9 protein-coding genes are annotated in these 25,778 nt (G+C 56.0%); 6 read left to right on the forward strand and 3 right to left on the reverse strand.

The features are described from left to right. Window positions 1–26 precede the first annotated feature (26 nt). The 4 genes from N836_RS65875 to N836_RS65890 all read left to right on the forward strand — a co-directional run bounded on the left by N836_RS65875 (window position 27) and on the right by N836_RS65890 (window position 13,280). The gene (locus tag N836_RS65875) at window positions 27–4,517 is read left to right on the forward strand and encodes a non-ribosomal peptide synthetase (RefSeq protein ID WP_023075724.1); all 4,491 of its coding nucleotides are present in this window, start codon (window positions 27–29) and stop codon (window positions 4,515–4,517) included. 3 nt (window positions 4,518–4,520) lie between these two features. Next, window positions 4,521–7,811 carry a non-ribosomal peptide synthetase gene (locus N836_RS65880; protein ID WP_023075725.1) on the forward strand — a complete coding sequence of 1,097 codons (3,291 nt, stop codon included), beginning with the start codon at window positions 4,521–4,523 and terminating at the stop codon, window positions 7,809–7,811. A gap of 112 nt (window positions 7,812–7,923) precedes the next feature. Next, the gene (locus N836_RS65885) at window positions 7,924–12,504 is read left to right on the forward strand and encodes a type I polyketide synthase (RefSeq protein ID WP_023075726.1); all 4,581 of its coding nucleotides are present in this window, start codon (window positions 7,924–7,926) and stop codon (window positions 12,502–12,504) included. 17 nt (window positions 12,505–12,521) lie between these two features. Then, complete coding sequence (locus N836_RS65890; protein WP_023075727.1) at window positions 12,522–13,280, forward strand: thioesterase II family protein; 759 nt, start codon at window positions 12,522–12,524, stop codon at window positions 13,278–13,280. Between the two features lie 832 nt (window positions 13,281–14,112). On the opposite strand, the gene N836_RS65895 is transcribed toward N836_RS65890, so the two are convergent. From N836_RS65895 to N836_RS65905, 3 genes are all read right to left on the reverse strand, one after another. Continuing rightward, complete coding sequence (locus N836_RS65895) at window positions 14,113–20,148, reverse strand: type I polyketide synthase (RefSeq protein ID WP_023075728.1); 6,036 nt, start codon at window positions 20,146–20,148, stop codon at window positions 14,113–14,115. 205 nt (window positions 20,149–20,353) lie between these two features. Next, window positions 20,354–20,644 (reverse strand): acyl carrier protein, encoded by a 291-nt coding sequence (locus N836_RS65900; protein WP_023075729.1) that lies wholly within the window; start codon window positions 20,642–20,644, stop codon window positions 20,354–20,356. A 21-nt stretch (window positions 20,645–20,665) separates the two neighbouring features. Then, window positions 20,666–22,393: a fatty acyl-AMP ligase gene (locus tag N836_RS65905; RefSeq protein ID WP_023075730.1), complete on the reverse strand. Its 1,728-nt coding sequence runs from the start codon at window positions 22,391–22,393 to the stop codon at window positions 20,666–20,668. 378 nt (window positions 22,394–22,771) lie between these two features. Between N836_RS65905 and N836_RS65910 the strand changes: the two genes are divergently transcribed. Together N836_RS65910 and N836_RS65915 are read left to right on the forward strand one after the other, a co-directional pair. Then, window positions 22,772–25,324 carry a TonB-dependent receptor domain-containing protein gene (locus N836_RS65910; RefSeq protein ID WP_081716985.1) on the forward strand — a complete coding sequence of 851 codons (2,553 nt, stop codon included), beginning with the start codon at window positions 22,772–22,774 and terminating at the stop codon, window positions 25,322–25,324. Window positions 25,325–25,492: 168 nt separating this feature from the next. Continuing rightward, the coding region (locus tag N836_RS65915; protein WP_023070614.1) for a transposase family protein at window positions 25,493–25,778 on the forward strand (286 nt) is incomplete at its 3' end.

Genomic DNA, 25,778 nt, shown 5'->3' on the forward strand with positions numbered 1-25,778 from the left:
CTTTCCTAACCATCGGTGTAGATACTATGCAAACTGCCCAAACACCACCCGCTTCTAAAATTGCAGGCTATCGTCTTTCTCCCCAGCAGCAACGTCTGTGGCGACTACAGCAGCGCCGCCCGCCCTTTCGAGCAGTTCTGCAGCTGCGATCGCCCCAGCCCTATGATGCCGCAAAACTTTCTGCCGCCCTGCAGCAGCTGCTCGATCGCCACGAAATTCTGCGCACGACGTTTCCCACCCTGCCGGGAATGACCATGCCTCTACAGGTGATTGCCGACACCCTGTCGAGTGAGTCGGTGCTGGTGCAGTACGAGAGAGAGTCGGCTGAGGCCGTAGATTCCTATGTACAAAAGCTTTTAAAGCAACCCTTTGACTGGGTGCAAGGCCCCCTATTTCAAGTGCACTGGATTCGACAGGACGAGCTGCTGTTTACTGTGTCGGCGCTGTGTGCCGATGGGGCTACCCTGTCGCTGTTAGCCCAAGAGTTCCAGCAGTTCTATGGGGCAACACCCCAGCTGGAGGATCCACTGCAGTATGCCGACTTGGCCGAGTGGCAAATCGATTTGTTAGAGGGAGAAGACACCGCCGCCGGACGCAGCTACTGGCGACGCTCAAGCAATTTGGAACAGGTGGTACAGCGGTTGCCCCTAGAACGGCCCACAGACTCCACTGCGTCAGATACTTTTCAGCTCCAGACCCATTCTTGGGTATTGCCGGTTGAGCAAGCCCAAACCCTCTATCGCTGGGCCGCCCAGCAGGGTGTGACGGCGGGGGACGTGTGTCTAGCGGTCTGGCAGATTTTAATCGCCCGGCTTACTGAGCAATCTACCCTCACCCTGGGCTACAGCTGTGACGCCCGCCAGCATTACGAAGAGCTGCAAACCGCCTGTGGACTACTGACGCGGGATCTGCCGCTGCGGGCCGAACTGCAGCCCCATCAAAGTTTCGCCGCCCTTGTAGCTCAAGTCCATCAGGCACTAGAAGATATTCAGCCCTGGCAGGACTATTTCGCCTGGGAACAGGTGCAGGATGAAACGGGCTGGTTTCCCATTAGCTTTGGGGTGGAGCCCGTCCCTGCGGATTTGTTTTCTTTAGAGATAGCGGCCACTAACACTCTGCTGGAGCCCTCCACGCTCAAGCTCGTGTGTCGGCCCGGCAATCGTGCAGGCACCCTCACCTTGGACTGGCTCTACGACGCTAGCCGCCTGGATTTATCGACCATTCAACAGATTCAGAGATACTGGCAAACCCTGATGACAGCGGCATTGGCGGCACCGGAGACAACCCTTGCCCAGCTGCCGTTGCTCAGTGCGGCAGAGCAACAAACCCTACTGGTGGACTTTAACCAAGCCACTAGCCAGCCCTCTGATTACACCAGCCTGCATCAGTGGTTTGAAGCCCAGGCAGCGCAAACACCCGATCAGGCCGCTATTCGGTTTGAAGCGGACTGTTTAACCTACCGCCAGCTGAACCATCGAGCCAACCACATTGCCCAAATGCTGCGGCAGCAGGGGGTAACGTCCGAGAGCGTGGTGGCAGTGGTGCTGCCCCGCTGTCTTGACTGGGTGATTGCCATGCTCGGTATCCTCAAAGCTGGCGGGGCCTATTTGCCCCTTGACCCCCATCTGCCCACCGAACGGCTGCAAACAATTTGCCAAGATGCGGCTGTGGCCCAGGTGCTGACTCAGACAGAATGGTGCGATCGCATCCCCAAAACCGTCACCACCCACTGTCTGGATACATGTCTAGACACCACTGGGGACGCAGTCTATATCGAGAACTTGCCCCACCACACAGCCCCCGATCATCTGGCCTATGTCATCTACACCTCCGGGTCCACCGGCCAGCCAAAGGGGGTGGCCGTTGAGCACCGCAATATTCTCAACTATGTCCAGGGAATTCTACCCCAGCTAGATCTCAAGGCGAATGCCCACTACGGCATGGCATCCAGTGTGGCAGCGGATTTAGGCAATACGGTCCTATTTGCCGCCCTTTGTACCGGCGGCTGCTTACACCTGATTGCGGAGGATCGAGCCCTGCAAGCCAGCGCTTTCGCCGACTACTGTCGTCAACATCCCCTTGACTGTCTGAAAATTGTGCCATCCCATCTCGGGGCCTTACTCACGGATGAATCTGATACGGTCTGGCTACCGCACCAGTGTTTAGTCCTGGGTGGGGAAGCCGCCCCAGCTTCCCTGGTGCAAGAGATCCGTCGTCATCGACCCGAGGGCAAAATCTTAAATCACTACGGCCCCACCGAAACCACCGTCGGGGTGCTGACCTATACCGTACCCGAGGAAGATCGGCGCGAGGCTACCCTGCCGTTAGGACAGCCGCTGCCCAATGTACAGGTCTACGTGTTAGATGCCCACCATCAGCCCGTTCCCGTGGGAATTCCTGGCGAGATCTACGTTGGGGGAGCTGCGGTTAGTCGTGGCTATTTCAATCGCCCCGCCCTCACCAAAGAGCGATTTATTGCCAATCCCTTTGGAGCAGGCAGGCTTTATCGCACGGGCGATCGGGGGCGTCACTTACCCAGTGGCCACCTAGAATTTTTGGGTCGCATTGATGACCAAATCAAGCTGCGGGGCTTTCGCATTGAGCTAGGGGAAATCACCGCCGTATTGCAACGACATCCTGCCGTGCAGCAAGCGATTGTTGTGCTGCGGGAAGAGAATCTGGAACCGGCGCGATTGGTGGCCTATGCCATTACCACCGCGTCCCCGGCAGATCTAAAGACAGATTTAGCTACAAAACTGCCTGACTACATGGTGCCAGCGGTCGTGGTACCACTACGGGCATTTCCCCTCAATGCCAACGGTAAAATTGACCGCCAGGCCTTACCCGCCCCCAGTCGCCCCTCAGATGTTGAGCAGGCGGCGGCCAGCAACGTCGCTGAACAAACCCTGGTGGCCATTTGGCAAGACCTGTTGCGGGTGGAGAATATTGGCATCCACGACAATTTTTTTGAATTGGGTGGGGACTCCATTCTGAGCATTCAGGTGATTGCCAGGGCCAATCAGGCTGGGCTGCAGCTTACTCCCCGCCAGCTGTTTGAGCATCAAACCATTGCGGGGCTAGCCGCCGTCGCGGGTACGGCCACAGCGGCCAAGGCTGAGCAAGGCCCTATTAGTGGTGTGGCACCCCTCACCCCGATTCAACATCGTTTCTTTGAACAGGCAGTTACTAACCGTAACCACTGGAACCAGGCCCTCTTGCTGGAAGCACGAGAGTCTCTTAACCCAGATTTACTGGAGCAAGCGCTCAATCATTTGATCCAGCATCACGATGCCCTGCGGCTACGGTTCCAGCGTCAAGACAATCGCTGGCAGGCGGTCCATGGAGACTATAGGCCGCTTTCGCTGCAGCGGATTGATCAGACAGACTGCGCTGATGCCGACGTGGAAACTCAGATTGTGACCCACGCGAACACATTGCAAACCTCCTTAAACATCACCGATGGACCCCTGATGGGTGCGGCCTGGTTTGACTTCGGCCCTGCCCGTTCGGCTCGGCTATTAGTGGTGGTGCACCATTTGGTGATCGATGGGGTGTCCTGGCGGGTGCTGCTAGAGGATCTACAGACAGTTTATGGCCAGCTGCAGAGTGGAGCTGCGATCGCACTGCCCCCCAAAACCACCTCCTTCCAACAGTGGGGCGAACACCTGATCACCTACAGTCAATCAGCGGACCTGCAACAGACCCAGCTCGCTCCAAACACAGCCCCCCTACCCCTGGACTTTACCGACGGCAACAACACAGTGGCCTCTGCACGCACACTGGCCCTCAGCCTGGATGTCACCGAAACCCAGGCCCTGTTACGGGAGGTGCCCAAGGCCTACCAGAGCCAGATCAATGACGTACTACTAACGGCGCTGTTGCAAGGGATGGCCCCATGGACCAAGAGCTCGTCCCTGATGATTGAGCTAGAGAACCATGGCCGAGATGATTTTGACGGCCAGCTGGATCTTTCCCGCACCGTGGGCTGGTTTACCTCCATCTTTCCAGTGCAGCTCACACTGCCTGCGGACCCCAATCCTGGAGCGGCGCTGATGGCTATCAAAGAACAGCTGCGTCGTCCCGGCAGGCCCCTAGACTACGGCGTTGGGCGCTATCTCAGTACCGCAGGCCAAAATCACCCAGAGCCTGATTTAGTCTTCAACTACCTGGGCCAGTTTGATAGCAGCCTGCCCGAGGCCAGTTTGTTTGGTTTGGCTCCAGAATCCGAGGGCCGCAGCCGAGACCCTCAGACACCGCGACGCCATGTGATTGAGATTAATGGCCGGGTGTTGTCCGGTCAGCTGCAGTTGGCCTGGACCTACAGCGATCAGTGTCATCGGCGGGAAACCATTGCCCAGGTCGCGGAGCAAACCATGGCCGCCTTAAGAGCGCTGATTGCCCACTGCACCTCTAATGAGGCTGGCGGCTATACCCCCTCAGATTTTCCCCAAGCCAACCTGAGTCAGACGGCCCTCAATCAGGTACTGGCTCAGCTGCAAACCAGTGGGGAGGGTTAGACCATGCAAAAAGTAGATAATCTCGAAGACCTGTACGAACTGACCCCCACCCAGCAGGGTATTTTATTCCACAGTTTAATGGCCCCGAATGAGGGCATGTACTGCACCCAGTTTGGCTTTACCCTCCAGGGCGATCTGGCCATCGACACCTTTTGTCAGGCCTGGGAACAAACTCTCAAGCAGCATTCCATTCTGCGCACGGCCTTTGTGTGGGAAGGCTTGGAAAAACCTCTGCAGATTGTTCGACGAGAGGTGACGCTACCATTGACTCAGCTGGATTGGCGAGACCGGTCCACCGCTGAGCAACAACAGGATCTAGAAACCTGGCTGCAACAGGATCGACAGCAGGGGTTTACCCTCTCCCAGGCACCGCTGATGCGGCTGACATTAATCCGCTGGGCCGACACCACCTATCACTGCATTTGGAGTAAGCACCACTTGCTGCTAGATGGCTGGTCTACGGGCTTAGTTCTGAAGGCCGTACTGACTCGATACGAGGCCCTACGGCAGCACCAGGCACCCGCCCTCACACCGGCACCGCCCTACCGCGACTATGTGGCCTGGCTCCAGCGGCAAGATTTAGCTCAGGCAGAAAACTTTTGGCGATCGCACCTCCAGGGGTTCATCGCCCCCACCCCCCTCGGCATTCCCCGCACCCTCAAGGAGTCAGCTGGCACGTCAGACATCGCCAGTGTCAAACACCTGATTAGCCCCGAACTGACACAGACGCTCAAAACCTTTGCTCGCCAACATCAGCTCACCTTAAATACTCTGGTGCAGGGGGCCTGGGGCCTTTTACTCAGTCGCTACAGCGACGAAACCGATGTGGTGTTTGGGGTGACCTCTGCCGGGCGTCCCCCGGACCTGCCTGGGGCCGAGGCTATGGTGGGGCTGTTTATCAACACGCTGCCCGCCCGCGTATCGGTGGATATTGATCAGCCCTTAGTGCCTTGGCTGCAGTCTATTCAGGAGCAGCAGGCCAGCCTGCGGCAGTACGAATATAGCCCGCTCACACAGGTGCAGCGCTGGAGCGAGGTGCCCCCTGGCACCGCTCTATTTGACAGCATTGTGGTGTTTGAAAACTACCCAGTTGACCCAGAGCTGCAGGCGGTTTCCCAGGAGAAGGCCACCAACCAGCAGGCTAAAATCAGCGATATCTACACCACTGAGCGCACCCACTATCCCTTAACCATCGTCGCCCTGACGGATCCGACAGCGGCTCCAGGGGGACTAGAGCTACAGGGACTATACGACCCCCAGCAGTTTGACGCCGATAGTATCGAGCGGCTACTGGGGCAGCTGGCCTGCATGCTCAAGGCCATCCCTGACCATGGCACCGCAGCCCTCGGGGAACTGCCTTGGATGACGGCGGCTGAGCATTTACAGTTGCTCAACTGGGGCCAGGCCCAGGGGAGTTTTCCCAAGCAGCCAGGGCTGATTGAGCGCTTTATGACCCATGTGGAACAGCGCTCCGATGCCGTGGCCCTCTTAGACGGCGATCGCACCCTCACCTATCAAGACCTCGATCGACGCTCCACCCAGCTGGCCCACTATCTTGCCCAGCAGGGGGTGACCGCCGAGACCCGAGTGGCGCTGTGCCTGCCCCGGAGTTTGGATTTAATCGTGGCCGCCCTCGGTATTCTCAAGGCGGGGGGAGCCTATGTGCCGTTGGATCCCAGCTATCCCACCGAGCGGCTGCGCTGGGTTTTGGCCAACGCAGAACCAACGGTGGTGGTGACGCTAGCGACAGAAATCGAACGGCTAGGGTTAGCGCCTGAGGCCAGCGTCTGCCTGGACCGCGATGCTGAGGTGATTAACCAGCAGTCCAGCCAGCTAACGCTACCCACTCCTCAACCGGAGCAGCTGGCCTACATCATTTACACCTCCGGCTCCACCGGGCAGCCCAAGGGGGTGATGGTACGCCATGGCGAAGTGGTGCGCCTATTTACGGCCACGCAGCAGTGGTTTCAGTTTTCCCATGAGGATATTTGGCCGTTATTCCATTCCTTTGCCTTTGACTTCGCGGTTTGGGAAACGTGGGGAGCCCTACTCCATGGCGGCCAGCTGGTGATCGTGCCCTATGAGATCAGCCGGTCACCCCAGGCGTTTTACCAATATTTGCAGCAAACAGGGGTGACGGTGCTGAACCAGACATCAACGGCGTTTCGTCAGCTGATGGCCATAGACGAAGCGGTCCAGGCCCCTCTAGCGCTCAAGTGGGTAATTTTTGGTGGGGAAGCCCTGGATTTACCCAGCCTCCGACCCTGGTTTGAACGCCATGGCGATCGCACCCCCCAGCTGGTGAACATGTACGGCATCACCGAAACAACGGTGCATGTCACCTACCGTCCCCTCAGCCAACAGGATACCTTTGCCTCCACCAGTATGATTGGCGGTCCCATTCCTGATTTAGCCCTCTATGTACTCGACCGGCACCGACAGCTGGTGCCGGTGGGGGTGCCAGGGGAGCTTTATGTGGCGGGAGCCGGAGTGTCCCTGGGTTATTTGAACCGCCCAGAGCTAACGGCAGAGCGCTTTTTAGAAAATCCGTTTGATCCGCATCTAGGCAAGATGTATCGGACCGGCGATCAGGTGCGGTGGCGCTCCGACGGCGATCTCGATTATCTGGGCCGCTTGGACAATCAGGTGAAGCTGCGCGGTTTTCGCATTGAGCTAGGGGAAATTGAGGCAGCAATCAACCAGCATCCGGCAATCCGGGAAGCAACGGTAATCCTGCGCCATGACCCACCAGCTCAGCCACGACTAGTGGCCTACACGGTCTATCGCGATGCCCCCCTCAGCGAAGGTGAACTGCGCCAGTGGCTCAAGGGCAAACTGCCGGACTACATGGTGCCAGTCGCCATGGTGACTCTGCCCGCGTTTCCCCTCACTCCCAACGGCAAACTCGACCGGCGGCAGCTGCCTGCCCCCAGTAGCGAGCGCCCATCCCTGCCCGTGGCCTATGCCGGTCCCCAATCGGAGCAGGAACAAACCATTGTGGGCATCTGGCAGGATCTGCTGCAGCTAGACACCGTGGGTATCCATGACAGCTTCTTTGACCTGGGGGGGGATTCCCTGGGACTGATGCAGCTGCATCACCGGCTGCAGACAGAGCTAAAGACATCGTTTGAGCTGATGGATCTGTTTCGGTATCCCACGGTGCATGACTTTGCTGAATTCCTTAGCACCCAAGCTCCCGCTGAGCCTAAGCCAGCGGCTGCCCCCCAGCGGCAGCAAGGAAAATCCCGTCTGCAGCAACAGCGGCAGCGCCGCCAGCCCTCTAGCACTCGCTAGGAAGTCGGAGTTCGGAGTTCGGAATTCGGAATTGCCTCCCTTTCTGACTTCCGCCTTCCGCCCTAGCCGAAATTTCTTGATTTAAGTTGATACCCCTTATTTCAGACTCACCATGACGACTCACTACACGGGCTTAGAAACCGCCGTTATTGGGATGGCCGGTCGCTTTCCCGGTGCCCCCACCCTGGCTGATTTTTGGCACAACTTACAAAACGGCGTGGAATCGGTCTCCTTCTTTTCGGAGAAGGAACTGCTGGATGCGGGCATTGAGGCAGCCACGGTGAAGCAGCCTAACTATGTCAAAGCCCGCGCCATTCTCGAAAATGCCGATGTGTTTGATGCCGGGTTCTTTGGCCTTAGCCCCCGCGATGCCGAAATCCTTGACCCCCAACAGCGGGTGTTTTTAGAAACGGCCTGGGCCGCCCTCGAAACCGCTGGATACGACCCTCAACGGTTTGGGGGAGCCATCGGCATTTACGGCGGGGCCACCCTCAGCAGCTATTTATTTAATCTCTACAGCAATCCCCACCTGATGCAGACCGTGGGTCAGTTTCCCCTGGTGCTGGGCAATGGTCGGGAGTTTCTGACGACGCGGACCTCCTATTTGATGAATTTGCAGGGGCCGAGTGTGAATGTGCAAACGGCTTGTTCCACGGCGCTGGTGGCGGTTCACCTGGCAAACCAGGCCCTGCTCAGTGGCGAATGCGATCTGGCCCTGGCGGGTGGGGTTTCGATTCGGATGCCTCTAAAGGGGGGATATGTCTATCAGGAGGGGGGAATTTCCTCCCCGGATGGCCACTGCCGCGCCTTTGATGTTAGTGCCAAGGGCACGGTGGGCGGCAGCGGGGCCGGGATGCTGGTGCTCAAGCGGCTGGAGGATGCCCTGGCGGATCGCGATACGATCCATGGCGTGATTAAGGGGTCCGCCATCAACAACGACGGCTCCGCCAAAATGAGCTACACAGCTCCCCGCATTGAAGGCCAGGCGACGGTGATTCGGACAGCCCAGCAGGTGGCGGAGGTGGAGCCGGAGAGCATTCAATATATCGAGGCCCACGGGACGGGAACGATTTTGGGTGACCCCATCGAAGTGGCGGCCCTAACCCAGGCGTTTCAAACGGCGCAGCGGGGATATTGCGCCCTGGGGTCGGTGAAGACCAATATTGGCCACCTGGATGCAGCGGCAGGGGCGGCGGGGTTGATTAAAACCTTGCTGTCGCTAAAGCAGCGGCAGATTCCCCCCAGTCTGCATTTTGAATCGGCTAACCCCCAGATTGACTTTGACCACAGTCCGTTTTACGTCAATGATCAGCTGCAGCCCTGGCCCGAGCAGCCCGATAGCCCCAGGCGAGCGGGGGTAAGCTCCTTTGGCATGGGGGGCACCAACGCCCATGTGATTGTGGAGGAAGCGCCTCCGGTGGCGGCCACTAGTGCCTCCCGCCCCTGGCAGCTGTTGCTGTGGTCGGCTAAAACCGAGACCGCTCTGGACGCAGCGACTCAGCAGTTGGGCCCGGCGTTAGAACAAGTGGATTTGGCCGATGCGGCCCATACTCTCCAGGTGGGGCGTCAGGCCTTTACACATCGGCGGATGATGGTGTGTTGCGATCGCACCGATGCCCTCACCGTTCTCAATGGGGCAACGTCCCAGCGGTTAAAATCCAACATCGCCCCTGACACCGTCCCCCAGGTGGTGTTTCTGCTACCGGGCCAGGGAGCCCAGCATGTGGGCATGGGGCAACAGCTCTACGAAACGGAGCCCACTTTCCGCCAGGTGATTGATCGCGGAGCCGAACTGCTGCTGCCCCACCTGGGTCTAGATATTCGGCAGATACTCTACCCAGACGATGGCCAGATGGCCGAGGCAACGGAACAGATTTGCCGCACCGACATCGCCCAGCCAGCCCTATTTCTGGTGGAATATGCCCTGGCCCAGCTGTGGCAAGAGTGGGGCGTTACCCCCAAAGCGTTTATCGGTCATAGTCTCGGGGAATATGTGGCCGCCTGTCTGGCGGGGGTGGCGGATTTAGCCACCATGCTGCCCCTGGTGGCATTACGCGGACGGTTAATGGCCCAGCAGCCAGAGGGTGCGATGTTGAGCATCGCCCAACCCGCCCACCAGATCAAGGCTCAACTGCCTGAGGATCTGGTTTTAGCAGCGGACAATGCCCCAGAACTCTGCGTCGTGGCCGGACCTAGTCAGGCCATCGACCTCTACCAACAACAGCTAGAGGTCCAGGAAATTCCTTGCCGCCGCCTCAAAACTTCCCATGCCTTCCATTCACCGCTGATGGCCGGTGTTTTAGAACCGTTGCGTCAACAGCTGAGCCAAATTGCGCTCAAGCCTCCCAAAAAACTTTGGATTTCCAACCTGACGGGCACCTGGATTACCCCCGAACAAGCCACCGATCCAGACTACTGGGTGCAGCATCTGCGGCAGCCGGTGCAGTTTCGCGCCGGTCTGGAAACCCTCAACCATGACCGGTCGCTGCTGCTAGAAGTCGGGCCGGGGCAGACCCTAACCACCCTGGCTCGTCAGCATGCCCTGAAAACCCCATCCATCATTCCATCCCTACGGCACCCCCGCGATCCTCAGCCGGATCTCGCCTGTTTGCTATCGGCGGTGGGGCAGCTGTGGCTCGCCAATGTTGCTATTAACTGGCAAGGCTTTTATGCCCATGAGCAGCGACGGCGGGTGCCCTTACCCACCTATCCCTTTGAACGGCAGCGCTACTGGGTTGAGGCCCAGCCTTTAGCCACGGCCCCCCAGCCCGTGCTACAGAAAAAGCCCGATGTGGCTGACTGGTTTTATCTACCGGAGTGGCAGCGTTCTCACCTAAGACCGGCGGTAAAGGCCACCGCGTCTGACCAGGCGTGGCTGTTATTCGTAGATGACACTGCCTTGGGCCAGGGGATTGTTCAGCAGTTAACGGCTACTACGGTCACAGTCCACACAGGAGCCAGCTTTGAGCGCTTAGATGAGCATACTTTTACAGTCAATCCCCATCGCCCTGAAGACTATCGAGCCCTGCTTAATGCTTTGGGAGAATATCGTCCCAACGAAATTCTGCACGGTTGGGGCCTGACCTCAGCTACCGAATTTGACGAGATTCAAGCCCAGGGCTGCCAGAGTTTGCTGTATTTGACCCAGGCGTTAACCCAATGTGGTTGGCACCATGACCTGCGGCTAACGGTGATGGCCGCCAATATTTTGAACGTTACCGGGACTGAATCCCTGTCTCCTGCCCACGCCACCATCCTTGGCCCCTGCACCGTGATTCCCCAGGAATATCGGCAAATTACCAGCCGTATGGTGGACTGGCCGGTGGATGCCGATAGCCCTACGGATCTAAAAGTGCTGCTGGCGGAGCTGACTGCTGAGCCCGATGAACCGACGGTGGCCTATCGCCATGGAATGCGGTGGGTACAGCGTTTTACCCCCATGCCCCTACCGGAGGCAGAGCCAGCACTGCTGCGGCAACAGGGTGTCTATTTCATTACCGGTGGTCTGGGGAATGTGGGTCTGACACTGGCCGCGTCTCTCGCCCCCTGGCAGGCCAAGGTTGCTCTCCTGAGTCGGCGTAGCTTGCCCGATCGGTCTGAGTGGCCCGCCTATTTAAAAAATGCGCCCACCGATCCGATCTGCGACAAAATTCGCCAGATTCAGACCATGGAAGCTGCTGGGCTAGAGGTGCTTATCCTTGCAGCCGATGTGGCTGATGCCGAACGGCTACGCTCGGCGATCGCACAAACTGAAGCCCGTTTTGGCCGCCTCAACGGTGTGATTCATGCTGCTGGTGCTGTTGGTGAGCAGGCCTTTCGTATGATTGCAGAAACGGGTAAAGCTGAACTCGAACAACAATTTCAGGCCAAAGTTACCGGGCTACAAAACCTGGCGGTGGCCCTAGAGGGCAAATCCCTGGACTTCGGCTTGCTCTGTTCTTCGTTAGCCTCAGTTTTGGGCGGGTTAGGGTTTGCCGCCTACAGCGCCGCCAACTACTTTATGGATGCTTTTGCTCAGCAGCAGTCTAAAGCAGCCTCCTTTACCTGGATGAGCATCAACTGGGATGGTTGGCGTTTTCAACCGGACGAGCATCCAGAGCTGGGGCAGACCATGGCCGATTTTGCCCTTACTCCGGCGGAGGGCAGCGCCGTTTGGCAACGGTTGTTTGCCTATGCCACCGTGCCGCAAATGATTGTCTCCACAGGGGACCTCAAGGCACGCCAGCAGCAGTGGCAGTCAGCGCCACCGATGGCTACTGACGAGGCTAACCGTCCTCAGTATGATCGCCCGGCCCTAGCCGGTGACTACCAGGCGGCCACCACCCCCTTAGAACAGGAAGTGGTGGAGATTTGGGAGTCATTTTTAGGCATTCGCCCCATCGGTATTGACGATAGCTTCTTTGAACTGGGGGGGCATTCCCTACTGGCTACCCAGATTATGGTGCATCTGCGGCAGCAGTTTCAGGTGGATATTCCCCTGCGCTGCTTGTTTGATAACCCAACGGTGGCTGGTCTGGCCGATGCGATTGTTCAGCACCAAAGTGAGAATCAGCCGGTGGTGGATGCGATCGCACCCCTTCCCAGGTTTGAAAGCTCAGAAATCCAGCAGTTACTAGATCAGCTCGATCAGCTGCCCGAATCCAAGGTGGATGAACTGCTCCACCAATTTTCCCAATTGCCAAACCTAACGTAGTTTCTGCACCTTCCACCATGATTACCACCCCTGACACCAGTCGCTGGCTCCGACGAGGTACCCCCAATCCCAATGCGTCCCTGCGCTGTTTCTGTTTGCCCTATGCCGGGGGCAGCGCCCGCATTTTCCAAACCTGGAGCCAGTCTCTGCCGGACAATGTTGAGGTGTGTGCCCTCGAACTGCCGGGGCACGGCACCCGACTCACCGAACAGCCTTTTGACAATTGGGATCTAGTTCTGGAGGCTATCTCCCAGGTGATTTTGCCCCTTTGCGATCGCCCCTTTGTTTTCTTTGGCCATAGCATGGGGGCCTTGACCAGTTTTGAGCTGGCCCGCTATTGCCGCCGCCACAATTTGCCGATGCCCAGTCATCTTTATGTGTCTGGGCATCGTGCTCCCCAGCTGCCCGACCCGGAAGAGCCGGTGCACAATCTGCCTGAACAGGCCTTTCGAGAGAAACTCACCCGGCTGCAGGGCACCCCACCAGCGGTGCTAAATAACGAAGAGTTTATGGCGATGCTGTTGCCGGTGTTACGGGCTGATTTTACCCTGTGTGAGACCTATAGCTATGCGCCAGAGCCGCCCCTGCCCTGCCCCATTACCGCTTTTGGGGGCACCCAAGATCCCACCACCCAGCGGGGCCGTCTGCGGGCTTGGAGATCACAAACCCAGGCAAAGTTCACCCGCCATGTATTACCGGGCAAACACTTTTTTATTCATGCAGAACAGGCTTCTCTCCTCAATCATTTAAAGATCAGTTTGCTTGCACATGAATAAAATCTTAGTCAGCAAATATGTCCAGGAAAGATCTCTGGAAATCAGCTCCATGCAATGCATTACCTCATCCTAAATCCTTCTCCTCACAGGGGAAGGACTTTGACTCTGGCTCCCTCTCCCCCTCTCCCGTGTATATATATCTCGCAAGTGAGCTCAAATCCTGCATTACCCCCTTAATCCACCCTTGGCAAGGCTACCGTGCACACACATCTAGGGATCTAGCCTGAAAAGTGGCTCCAGACGCTGCATTTGCCCTCATCCTAAATCCTTCTCCCTCAGGGAGAAGGACTTTGAGGTAAGTCCCCCCTTCTACTGTGTATACATATCTAGAAGATAATGGCCTAAAAGTTGCTCCTGGGTTGGGGGGAGGGCATTCTGGGAAAACTGCTGCTATGGAAAACCTCTCACGCTTAGCCGGATACCATCGACGCATACCCGAACAGCTTCTCTATCGAGCCAGAGCACTCAGACAGCAGCAGACCCCTGATGCAGGCAAACGGCTTGACCGTTTTACGATTTGCCAATGCCAGCGTTCTGGACAATTTACCGACAGTGCTCACCTAATTGACAGTCATTTGCTAAAGTCCTGCTTCCCGCAGGAGAAGGATTTAGAGCGAGAGCCAGAGTCAAAGTCCCTCTCCCGCAGGGCGAGGGATTTAGGGAGAGGGCCAACTCGAGTGCTAATACTCTCAGCCATTGTCTCTGACTTATGTATACACAGTAGGGGAGAGGGCTGGGGTGAGGGCTATCCGAACATCAGTAAAGTCAAAACTGTTTGGTCCCCAGGCCTGAGGTGGTGGTGGCTTCGATGGTTTACATCAGTGGGTCAATTTTACCTTGTAATCTCTTGAGAACGGCGGCTGGTGGCTTCTAGCTTTAGCCGATTTCGCTGCACCAGGGTGGCCTGTAGCTGCTGGGCCTGGGTTGTCAAAAAATTGTCCAACGCCTGATCTATTTCCTGCAGCGTAGCCTGGGGAGACTCCACCATCAGGGTCAAAAGTCTCTCATAGGCCGCTATCCAACTGGTTATCGTGGTGTCTTCAAACAGAGCACTGCGGTAGACCGCCGTTAAATGTAGACCGTTTTCCATCTCGCTCAGGTGCCAGGTCAGGTTCCACCGTCCGTAGGCAGGGGACTGGGGGTCTGCCTCCACGGTTAACCCTTGAAAATCAGGGGCGCTCATTGATGGGTCTAAATTAAAGAACGCTGGCACAATCGGCTGTAGTGGGTCGGTAGACGAATCTTCTCGGTTGTTTTTTGACCAGCGCGCCCACTGACTTAAGGAATAGTCGGTGTGGTCATAGCACTCTAGCAACGTAGTCCGAATCCTATGTAAATACTCTGCCAGCGATTGCTCGGGGCGCAGCTGGCTATACACCGGTAACACATTCACACAGTGGGCCACTAACCGCGAATAGCCGGGTTGTCCCTGGCCTGCCACCGAAATACCCACCATTAATTCTTTTGTTTGACTCCAGCGATGCAGCAGCAGGCAAAAGGCCGCCAGCAGCGTCATAAAGGGAGTACACCCCTGTTTGCGGCTCCAGACTTGAAACTGTTGGTAGTGCTTGGCGGACAGCTGCCATATTTGGGAGTTGCTGTGGTAGTCGGGGGAGTCTGTTGCTTGTCTGTCCGTCCGTAGCTGCCATTGGGGTAGGGGTTGCCGTTGCCAATAAGCAGCATCCGCTGCCACGGACTGGCTCACCAGCTGAATATAGTTCCGATAGGAGCCCGGCGGCGGCAACAGTTGCACGGCATCCTGAACGGCCATGGTGTACAGCTGACTCAGCTCTTCGAGTAAAACCTGAATCGACCAGCCATCTACCACAATGTGATGGACAGTTAGCACCAGACCATGGTGCTGCTCAGCTAGCTTTAGGGCATGCATACGCAGCAGTGGGGGCTGGGTGAGCTCAAAGGGACGCCGCTGCTCTTGCTGTAGCCAGCGCTGAACTGCCAGAGACTGCTCCTCGGGGTTGAGGGCGCTCAGGTCAATTAATGGCAGGTTAAACGTCAGCTTTGGCATCACCTGCTGGGTGGTGCCGGTGGGGTCAATCTTAGTGCGCAGCGCTTCATGGCGGTCAATTAGCTGTTGCAGGCTCTGACGGAGGATCGCCTCCTGCAGAGGCCCCTGCAGATCTAACCAGACACATTCTGTATAGGCGAGGGACGCATCAGGATTGAGCTGCGTTAATAGCCAAATCTCTTGCTGGCTCTCGGTTAGCGGCAGCGCCTGGGCTACCACCAGAGACTTTCCCGGCAGAAAGCCCCCCTGTTGCATCTGGGCCACTGCCGTTTGGACCGCCTGAATAATCTGTTCAATATCGGCCTCGGTGTGGGCGGTGGAGAGAAAACAGTTGCGCCCCTCCCACACATATACTCCTTGTTCAATCAGATGATAAAACAGCAGGTCATAGTTACCGGTAAAGGTAAACCGAAAGAGAGAACCAAAGTGGACAATCTGGATCGGCACCTCGGCTTGGTCAAAAAATGTATTGAGTCGCTGGGCGAAGACCTCGGTGCGCTGATTCAGCTGCGTTTGCAGGTCGGCTCCCTGCTGCTTGAGATGCAGCAGCACGGCCTTAGCGGCGGCCATCGCTAGGGGGGGTTTACAAAATGTACCGGCAAAAAAGGTGCGCTCAACGCTGGGATAGGAGTCATCGCCATAGTGCCAGAGACCACCATCGATGCCGTCCATATAGTGGGCCTTACCGGCCACGATGCCAATGGGGATGCCGCCGCCCAACACTTTGCCATAGGTGGCTAAGTCGGCCTCTACTCCAAACCAGGTTTGGGCTCCGCCTGGGTGAATCCGAAAGCCTGTGATAATTTCATCAAGGATTAGCGCCACCCCATGGTCCTGGGTGATGCGGCGCAGCTGCTGGAGAAAGTCTCGCGGTTGCAGGTCCGGGCGACGGCTCTGCACGGGTTCGACCAAAACAGCCGCAATTTCAGAGGCTCGTTGTTGAATCACTTGAAGGGCGCTGGGGTCACCGTAGGGCAGCACTAGCACATCTTCCACCATGCCGGGGGGAATGCCTGGAGCGATGGGCACAGCAGTGTTATCAACCGCCGATCTGGCGAGCACACCATCAAAGTGACCGTGGTAGGCGTTTTCAAATCGTACAATCAGATGCCGGTGAGTGGCGGTGCGGGCTAGCCGTAAAGCCGTCATCACTGCTTCGGTGCCGGATTGGGTAAATGTGACCCGCTCCATGCCCGTTAGTTCATGGAGCAGTTTGGCGACATCTCCCGCTAGTTCTGCTTGGGGGCCAATTTGAATACCCCGGTTCATCTGGGTTGCGATCGCATCTTGAATAAAGTCAGGCCGATGGCCAAACAGGTGGACACCAAACCCCATGGTGATGTCGATATATTCGTTACCATCCACATCCCACAGCCTAGACCCTTCAGCTCGAGTGCCCACAATGGGATAGAGCATCTCTTTAATGGAGGGACGAAACCCGGCACAGGCGCGACTATCGGCTAAATAGGGATGACTCTCCTGCTTCCGGCGTTTGGACTCAGCCGTGCGCTGGGTGTAGCGCTGAATAAACGCGTGGAGATAACGTTGTTGCGATTCATTCAGAGATTGAGGAACGGAGGCGGGTCGGGAGGGGACAGTTTTTGGAGCGGGCGGCGTGGCAACTTGTGGAGGAGAATCCAGGGGGGTAGGAACGGGAGATGGAGTCACTGGCAGCTGGGTGCCCTGCTGGGCATGACGCAACAGATCGATCTGTTGCGTCATCAGTTGCATTTGCTGGCTCACAATCTGCTCTAGGGCAGTGGTTGCAGGCTGCGCTCCTGGAGATATGGTTGGAGCTGCTGTTGCGATGGGAAGAGATTCTTGGCTGCTAAGAGAGAGTTTAGAGTGCGCTAAAGGAGCTTTGGTAACCGCCAATGTTCCAGGGGTATGGTTGGCATTACTGGTGAGATGATTACTGGTATTACCAGTAGAACTATGATTGGCATTGCCGGTGGGACTCTGGTTTATCTCAGCGGGCATTTGCTGAGCAATAAACTTAGATAACGCCTCCAGGGTTTTCAGCTCTTCAAAGAACTGACGAATTGTCACCGTCACCCCAAAGCGGGTCTCAATACCCTGGACAGCTTCAATCAATACAATAGAGTCCGCACCCATTTCTAGGAACGGCGCTTGCGGATCAACAGCCTCGGGAGAGATTTGTAGGAGCTTAGCCACCAGGGTTGTTAATTCTGTCTGCACCTGGGCCACAAGATTAGACAGTGTTAGGGCATCATCGGATGGAGCCATGGGGGTGGGAGATGTGGAAGAGATAGGCATAAACCAATAGGACTGGCGTTGAAAAGGATAGGTGGGCAGGGCAATCCGCTGCCCCTGGGCTGGATTGATGGCGGCCCAATCGATGGCAAAACCGCGCACGGCTAGATGGCTGAGGGTTGTAAGCATCACCTGTGCATCATCTTGCTGGGGAGCCAGGGAGGGGAGCCAGGCAGCATCAGGAAAACTGCGTTTTGCCATGCCCAGCAGCACTGGCTGGGGACCAATTTCCAGCCAGGGGCGTTGTTGTTGACTCAGGGTCTCTAACCCCGCTGCAAACTGCACTGGCTGGCGCAGATGTTGACACCAGTAGTCGGCGTCTGGGGCCGCTGTTAGCCGCTGACCCGTCACATTAGAAATCAGCGGAATTTTTGGCGGTGCGTAGGTCAGCGTCTGGGCAAAGGTGGCAAAGTCCGCCAGCATGGGCTCCATCAGCGTCGAATGAAACCCGTGGGAAACGGCCAGGGGACGACTACGAATCTCGTGCTCAGAGAGATTTTTTAAAACAGCCTCCACAGCGGTTTTAGTGCCGGAGATGACGGTGTTTTGGGGGCCGTTGATAACGGCAATTTCCACCCCGTCGACCTTGAGCCAAGGCTGCAGTTGTTCAGGGGAGGCAAATACAGCGGCCATGGCACCATTTGGCGGTAGCTGCTGCATTAAACGGGCGCGTTTGGCCACCAGACGCAGTCCATCGGCCCAGCTTAAGCAGCCCGCTGCGCAGGCGGCGGCATATTCCCCCAGGCTATGGCCCAGGACAATGGTGGGGGTAATGCCCCAGCTGCGCCATAGTTCACTAAGGGCATATTCCAAAGCGAACAGAGCTGGCTGGGTGTAGGCAGTGTGATTTAGCTGCCCGTCGGTTTCTGTAAACATCGCCGTCAGCAGCGGCTGGTCTAATTCGTCTTTTAAGGCGACATCGCACTCATCTAAAATGCGCCGGAAAACGGGCTGGGTGTCATAGAGCTGTTGCCCCATGCCGACATACTGGGATCCCTGACCCGTAAACAAAAATGCGATGTCTCGCGGGGGGCGACGGGGGGCTTTGGCTTTGGCTACGGCGGTTGATTGCTTGCCTTGGGCGATATTGCTCAGGTGCGATCGCATTTCCTCCACCCCATCCGCCACCACCATCGCCCGATACGGAAAGACCGCTCGTCCCCGATGGGCCGTCCAACACACATCCGCCAGGTTCACATCTGGGTTGGCCTGCAAAAACTCACCATAGCGACCCGCCAGCGCCGCCAGCGCCGGCTCCGACTTAGCCGTTAGCATCAAACCGTAGCAAGGGGGAGCCGCCACCGATTTAGAAACAGGGGCATCTGCGGTTTCAGATGCCGCCGAGACAATTAAATGGGCATTGGTCCCCCCAAAGCTAAAGGCACTCACACCCGCTATCGGTCGCTCCACACCGTCCGGTAACGGCCAGCCCTGCTGGGAAATAAACAACGGCGTATCCGTTAGGTCAATGCGGGGATTGAGCTGGCGCAGATGCCGATGGCCCGGAATGTATCGATGCTGCAGTGCGAGCACCACCTTAATCAGCCCCGCAATGCCCGCTGCCGCTTCCATGTGGCCGACGTTGGCCTTGAGCGCCCCCAAGGCACAGGGCTGCTGGGGTGAGCGTCCCTCCATCAGCACTGTTTTTAGAGCATTTACTTCAATTGGATCTCCCAGGGGTGTACCTGTGCCGTGGGTTTCCACATAGCTAATGTGGGCGGCAGGTACCTGGGCCTGGGCCAAGGCCTGGCGAATCACCGCCTGCTGGGCAGGGCCGTTGGGGGCCGTGAGACCGTTACTTAGACCATCCTGGTTAACGGCTGACCCCTGCACCAATGCCAAGATCCGATCCCCTGCCTGTTCCGCATCCGCCAGCCGCTTCAAGACAACAACTCCGCACCCTTCTGAGCGCACGTAACCATCGGCGGCGGCATCAAATGTCTTGCAGCGGCCATCAGCGGCCATCATCCCCGCCTGTTGAAATACCTCTGTCACCTCGGGTCTGAGGATTAAATTTACCCCACCCGCCAGGGCCAAGTCGCAGTCTCCAGCCGCCAGGCTTTGCCCCGCCAGGTGTACCGCCACCAGTGACGACGAGCAGGCGGTATCCACCGCCAGGCTGGGACCTTTTAAATTGAGGGCATAGGAGATTCGATTGGCGGCTACACAGAGCGCTGTACCTGTGGCGCTGTAGGGACTCATGCCGGTCTCGGCGCGACTTAAAAGATGGCCATAGTCGCTGTGGCTAATGCCCACAAACACCCCCGTACGGCTACCCGCCAAGGACTGGGGAGAGATGGCCGCCGCCTCAAGACTCTCCCAACAAATTTCCAATAACAGTCGCTGCTGAGGATCAAGATAGGTTGCTTCGCGAGGAGAAATCCCAAAAAATGCGGCATCAAACTGATCGATATTGGGCAGAAAACCACCCCAGTCCGTTGCGGCTGTGCCTGGGCGATCTCTGGGGGTAATAGCATCGCCCCCCTGACACAAAAACTGCCAAAACGTATCGGCATCATCCCCACCCGGAAACCGGCAGGCCAAACCGACAATCGCAATCGGGTTCATCGTTTTAGAGTGCCTCTCAGTGCGGGTTAACAGAATGGACAGGTACCCCAGGCTTGGCCATTGGCTTGACCAGTCAGCAGGTGAATTTAATCTTTAGGGATCAGGACTCAAAGCCCCCAGAATTGGGGGTTTGGGGGCCTGGATAACGTTGAGCTACCTTGACAGTCGCTTACCCATAGGAAATCCTTTGACAAATGAATTCAGCCTATTCCTGGGGCAAAGATCTATCTGCTAAGTGCTCAGCCAGGGTGGCAACGGTGGGATAGTCGTAAAGCAGCGTAGGTGAAACCTTCTGCTGGAGCCACTCCTCAAGGTCTCCCGACAGTCCGATTACTTCTGTTGAATCGAGTCCATAGCTGTCAAAGGGTACATCTGGATCGATCGTTTCAAGCGTGACATTTAGGGATGCTGCTAGCTGTTCACACAGCCAGGTCTCAATGGTGTCCGCAGTGGGCTGGTCAGTAATAGACGGTGGCTGGTTAAAGGATGAAGTCATAGTAGAAACCTAGGCTCACAATTAACGAGTGGTCGCGGGCATGGGAACGAGGCGCAGCTGCTCAGCCAAATACTGTGAACGACAGCGAGAGCGTTGAATCTTACCGCTGGAGGTTTTCGGAATACTGCCGGGTTTGACGAGCACAATGGTTTCTGCCCGCAGACCGTGAACTCGGCTCACCGTTTGTCGAATCGCTCGCATAACCGGCTCAGGCTCCAGTCTTCGCAGCCACATCCGTCCCACTTCTTGTACAATCACCAGCTGGGTTTGGTGGTGCTGGTCTACGGTAAACGCAGCTCCCCAGGTTGAACCAAACGCTGGATGGCTGGCCGCCACCGTGGCTTCCACATCGCTGGCATAGTGGTTGCGACCGTTAATAATCATCACTTCCTTGAGTCGCCCAGTTACATACAGCTCCCCACCTTGCACACAGCCCAAGTCGCCCGTGCGCAGGAAGGGACCGGCACCAGTATCGGCAAGGTGAGCCTGAAAAGTCTCCTGACTTAGCTGCGGCTGTTGCCAATAGCCCTGGGTGACGCTGGGGCTAGCCACCCAAATTTCTCCAACTTCGTTAGGTTGGCAGCGCTTTAGAGTTTGGGGATTAACAATCTCCAGCTGGCCGGAATCGATCACCTGGCCGCAACCCACCAGCACGCGTCCCTGGGTCGCAGGCTGAATCCGATGGGCCGTCAGGTTTTCCTCATCTACGGTTAATTGCTTAGGAGCACTGGTGGTCTCGCCGCCTGTGATCATCAGCGTCGACTCCGCCATGCCGTAGCAAGGGTAGAACGCCTCAGGTCGAAATCCGTATTCTGCAAATCTGGTGACAAAGCGCTCCAGGGTGGCCATTCGGATTGGTTCTGCCCCAGTAAAGGCCACTGACCAGCGGCTTAAATCCAAGCCTACGCATTGTTCGGGTTTAATTTTTTCCACACAGCGCTCATAGGCAAAATTGGGACCGCCACTAATGGTGGCCTGGGTGTGGGAAATCGCCTGTAACCAGCGGAGGGGACGCTGTAGAAAGTCCACCGGCGACATCAGAGTTGTTGTCGCTCCCTGATATAGGGAGGTGAGAATACCGCCAATTAACCCCATGTCGTGATAGGGCGGCAGCCAACATACTCCTGCGCTCTGGTTGTTTAGCCCAAACTTATGGCTAATGGCAGCAACATTATGGCTGAGATTGCCGTGGCTAATCTGTACCCCCTTGGGGGCTGATGTGGAGCCTGAGGTGTATTGCAAGAAGGCGGTCTCTTCTGGCTGCAGGTTGGGGGGCTGCCAGGCGGCAGCTTCTGCAGCATTAACAGCATGCAAATTCAGGGTGGGAAGAGCCGCTAAGGTTTCAGGCTGGAACTGCTGAGCGGAGGCGGTCAAAATCAGTACGGCTTGCGCATCATCAACAATTCCCTGAAATCGCTCTAAGGACTGATTGGGGCGGGGCGGATAGATCGGTACTGCGATCGCACCTGCATACAAACAGGCACAAAACGCCAAAACGTAGTCTAAACCAGGGGGGCAGAGCAAGAGTACACGCTCTCCCTTGAGGTTTAACCGCTGCATCCGGGCGGCAATTGCCCGACTGCGGCAGTCTAAATCGGCATAGGTTAATTGGTCAGACGACACTGCACCGTCATTCCAAATTTGGAAAGCAATGCGAGAAGGCTGTTGTGCTGCCCTCTCGCTGAGAAGATCAACCCAGGTCAAACCTGAGCTGACACTCTGGAGACAGTTAAAGGTCAGATGGGGCATGAAGTAGAGCTGATGGTAGACGTGTGCCTGAATTAAGCGGACCGCAGCGACAGGGAAAAATATTTGCGAATTGAGATAAGAATCAATTAACTCAATTGATATCGTTTCTCAATAGTGAGTATAAGAGGTTCAGTACATATACGCAAGAATCTAACAGACAAGCACGGAAAATATAGGCAAAGCAAGCACTTTGATTATTTCTTTTACTGCTGCAACGAGCTTGACAAGGCACTGTCTTCCCCTTTAGGTTTTTGATAGTATTCTCATTAAAAATCCATTCTTTGGTCTCTTAATTGACAATATTTTGCTTTAGTGTAGCGACAGCTATGGCTACGGCACGCGGGCTTTAAGCCACGTTATTTGTGTGTGTGAGGAATCATGATGAAATTGTCTTTAGGAACCTACGCGCTTGGGATATCAGGCGCGGTCGCTGTTGCGATCGCGCAACCTGCCTATGCACAGACGTCCATCGTTACCGCTGTACAGCTGATCCAGACTGACACCGGGTTGTCCCTAACCCTGGAATCTGCCGCTGAGACCCCCCTGCAAACCTTTATCAACCGCAGCGGCGACAGCATTGTTGTTGATATTGCCGACGCCCAACTTCAAACCTCAGAAGGAGATACATTCCAGCAAGATAATCCCGTAGATGGCATCGCATCGATTACGGTCAAATCCTTAGCCACCAATCGGATTCAAGTCACCATTGTTGGACAAAGTACAGCCCCAGAAATTGCCATCGATCAGCAGGCTGGCAACCTAATTTTCGCTGTCAGCACCGTAGACTCCGATCCAGTCGATCCCACCAGAGATCCCCTCGCTTCTGAACAAACCGATGAATCGGAGGCAGAGTTTGCAGACGAGGCCCCCCTACGCTTAGTGGTCACGGCCACACGTACCGAAGAAGCCATCGACGACATCGGGCGTTCCATCACGGTGATTGATCGAGAACAAATCGAACAGCAGTCTATTATCTCCGCCGATCTCGCTGATATTTTAGGGAATTTAGTGCCAGGATTTGGCCCCCCTAACCAGTTACGCACCACACGCGGACAAACCCTACGAGGCCGAGAAGCCGCCGTCTTAATTGACGGTGTGCCGCTGTCCACCAATTTTCGAGTTAATCGCCAGGAACTCCGTAGTATTGATCCCTCCGCCATTGAGCGAGTCGAAGTCATTCGCGGCCCTAGCGCCATTTTTGGTGGCCAGAGTACCGGCGGTGTGATCAATATCATCACCCGTCGTCCCGTAGACGGTGAAGCCATTATTGAAACTCAGGCTGGAGTGAGCGCATCCCTAGGTGACCTAGAAGATGACGGCTTTGGCACCAATCTCTCACTCAATGCCTCAGAAAGAGCCGACCGAGCTGATATTAGAGTCAGTCTATCCCGAGAAGAGACCGGTAGTTTTTTCGACGCCGACGGTAATCGCAATGTGTCAGAATCGAGCCTGAGCGACACCACCAGCTACAACCTGCTGGGCAAGATTGGCTACGATATCAGCGAACAACAGCGACTCGATTTAACTCTTAACTACTTTAATGCTCAGCGAGAGACAGAGTTTATCGCTAGCCCGGCGACACTACTTATTCCCGGTCGACAGACCGCTCAGGCTCTGAGAATTCGAGGCCTCGACCGAGAAGATAATCCAGAAGATATTAGCTTTTTAACCAACCTCAGCTATTCTCACAACGACCTGCTGGGTAGTGAGGTACGGAGCCAGTTGTATTACCAAGATACGACCGCCCGTGGTGAGTTTGCTGACGGTCGTCTCGGCATTGACTTCTTTCCCTTTTTGTTTCAATCACGGCTTGATTCTGATCGCTGGGGCGGGCGACTACAGGTGGAAACCCCTTTAACTGGGGATGAAACGCTTAATCTACTGTGGGGTGCAGACTACGAAAGTCAGAGAAACCAGCAGATTACCGCCCAGTTTGATGCAGACACCTTTGATAATGAACAACGATTGGTCACACTCCAAGAATTTGACTTTACCCCCCCCTATCGGGTGAATAGTCTGGGACTGTTCACTCAACTTGATTGGGAAGCTAGTGAATCGTGGTTGTTGCGTGGTGGTCTGCGCTACGAAAATATCAACCTCGACGTAGATGACTACTTTTCAGTTACTCGACAACGGGATATTGAGGGCGGCAGTCGAAGTTTTGATGACGTTGTATTTAATGCCAGTACGGTTTATCAGCCCGCTGAAGAGATTTCACTCTTTGCCAGCTTTGCTCAGAGCTTTAGCGTGCCTGAGTTTAGTCGAGTCCTACGCTTACCCCCAGCAGGCTTTGTCAGCGTTGAGGACGATTTCGATATTACCCAACCGATTAAAGTCACGGAATATGAACTCGGTGTTCGCGGCAATTGGCCATCGTTCCAAACTAGCCTCAGTGGTTTTTACAACACATCAGACCTCGGATCGAGTCTGGTGCCTAACGAAAATGGTTTACTCAGTATTCAACGTGCCCCTCAACGGATCTACGGTGTAGAAGCCACGCTCGATTGGCAACCAGCGGACACTTGGGGTCTTGGCGGCACCGTTGGCTGGTCTGAAGGTGAAAACGATGTTGATCGAGATGACGATTATTTACCCTTAAATAGTGGAGAGATTGCCCCGATTAAGTTCACCGCTTATGTAGAAAACGAAACCCTACCTGGCTGGAATAATCGTCTACAGGCGCTGATCGTCGGTGGTCGTAGTCGCGCCGCCGATGAAGGCGTCGAACCTTTGGAGATTGAGAGCTATGCCACGTTGGATTTCATCAGTAGTGTAGATGTTGGCCCAGGGACGCTGCAAATTGGTATTGAGAACATTTTTGACACCCAGTACTTTCCAGCCATAGCCCAGTTTTTATCCGGGTTTGATGATCGCAACTATGTTGGCGGTCGAGGCCGCACCGTGCGTCTGATGTATTCGGTGGAATGGTAATAGAAGAACTTTAATGTTATTGAATCTTAGGCAAAGGCGATGAGATTATTTTCTTAGGGTTGAGAATTTAATAACTTGCCGATCTCTCCCCTCTCGGGAGCAGGGCTGATCTATCGGTGGTAGAAAAAAGATAATGGGGGTGTGCTCTATCGCCCCCGTGTTCTCTCCATGAGCTTAATTCGCCACTTTCAGCAGGTCCGTGACTATCGAACTAAACCGGTGTATCCCTTGTGGATCATTTTAGTCTTGGTGGTGATGGGGACCATGAGTGGGTGCTATGGCTATCGCCCCTTGGCCACTTTCGTACAACGTCATCAAGCAGAGCTATTGCGCGTGATGGAGTTGCCTCATGAGCGGTTGCCCAGCCTGTCCACCTTGCGCCGGATCATGGTGCGTCTCAACTTTACTGAGTTAGCCGAGGCGTTCAATGCCTGGGCTATCGACAGTCTGGGTC

The sequence above is a fragment of the Leptolyngbya sp. Heron Island J genome (assembly GCF_000482245.1).
Classification (GTDB): domain Bacteria; phylum Cyanobacteriota; class Cyanobacteriia; order Phormidesmidales; family Phormidesmidaceae; genus Leptothoe.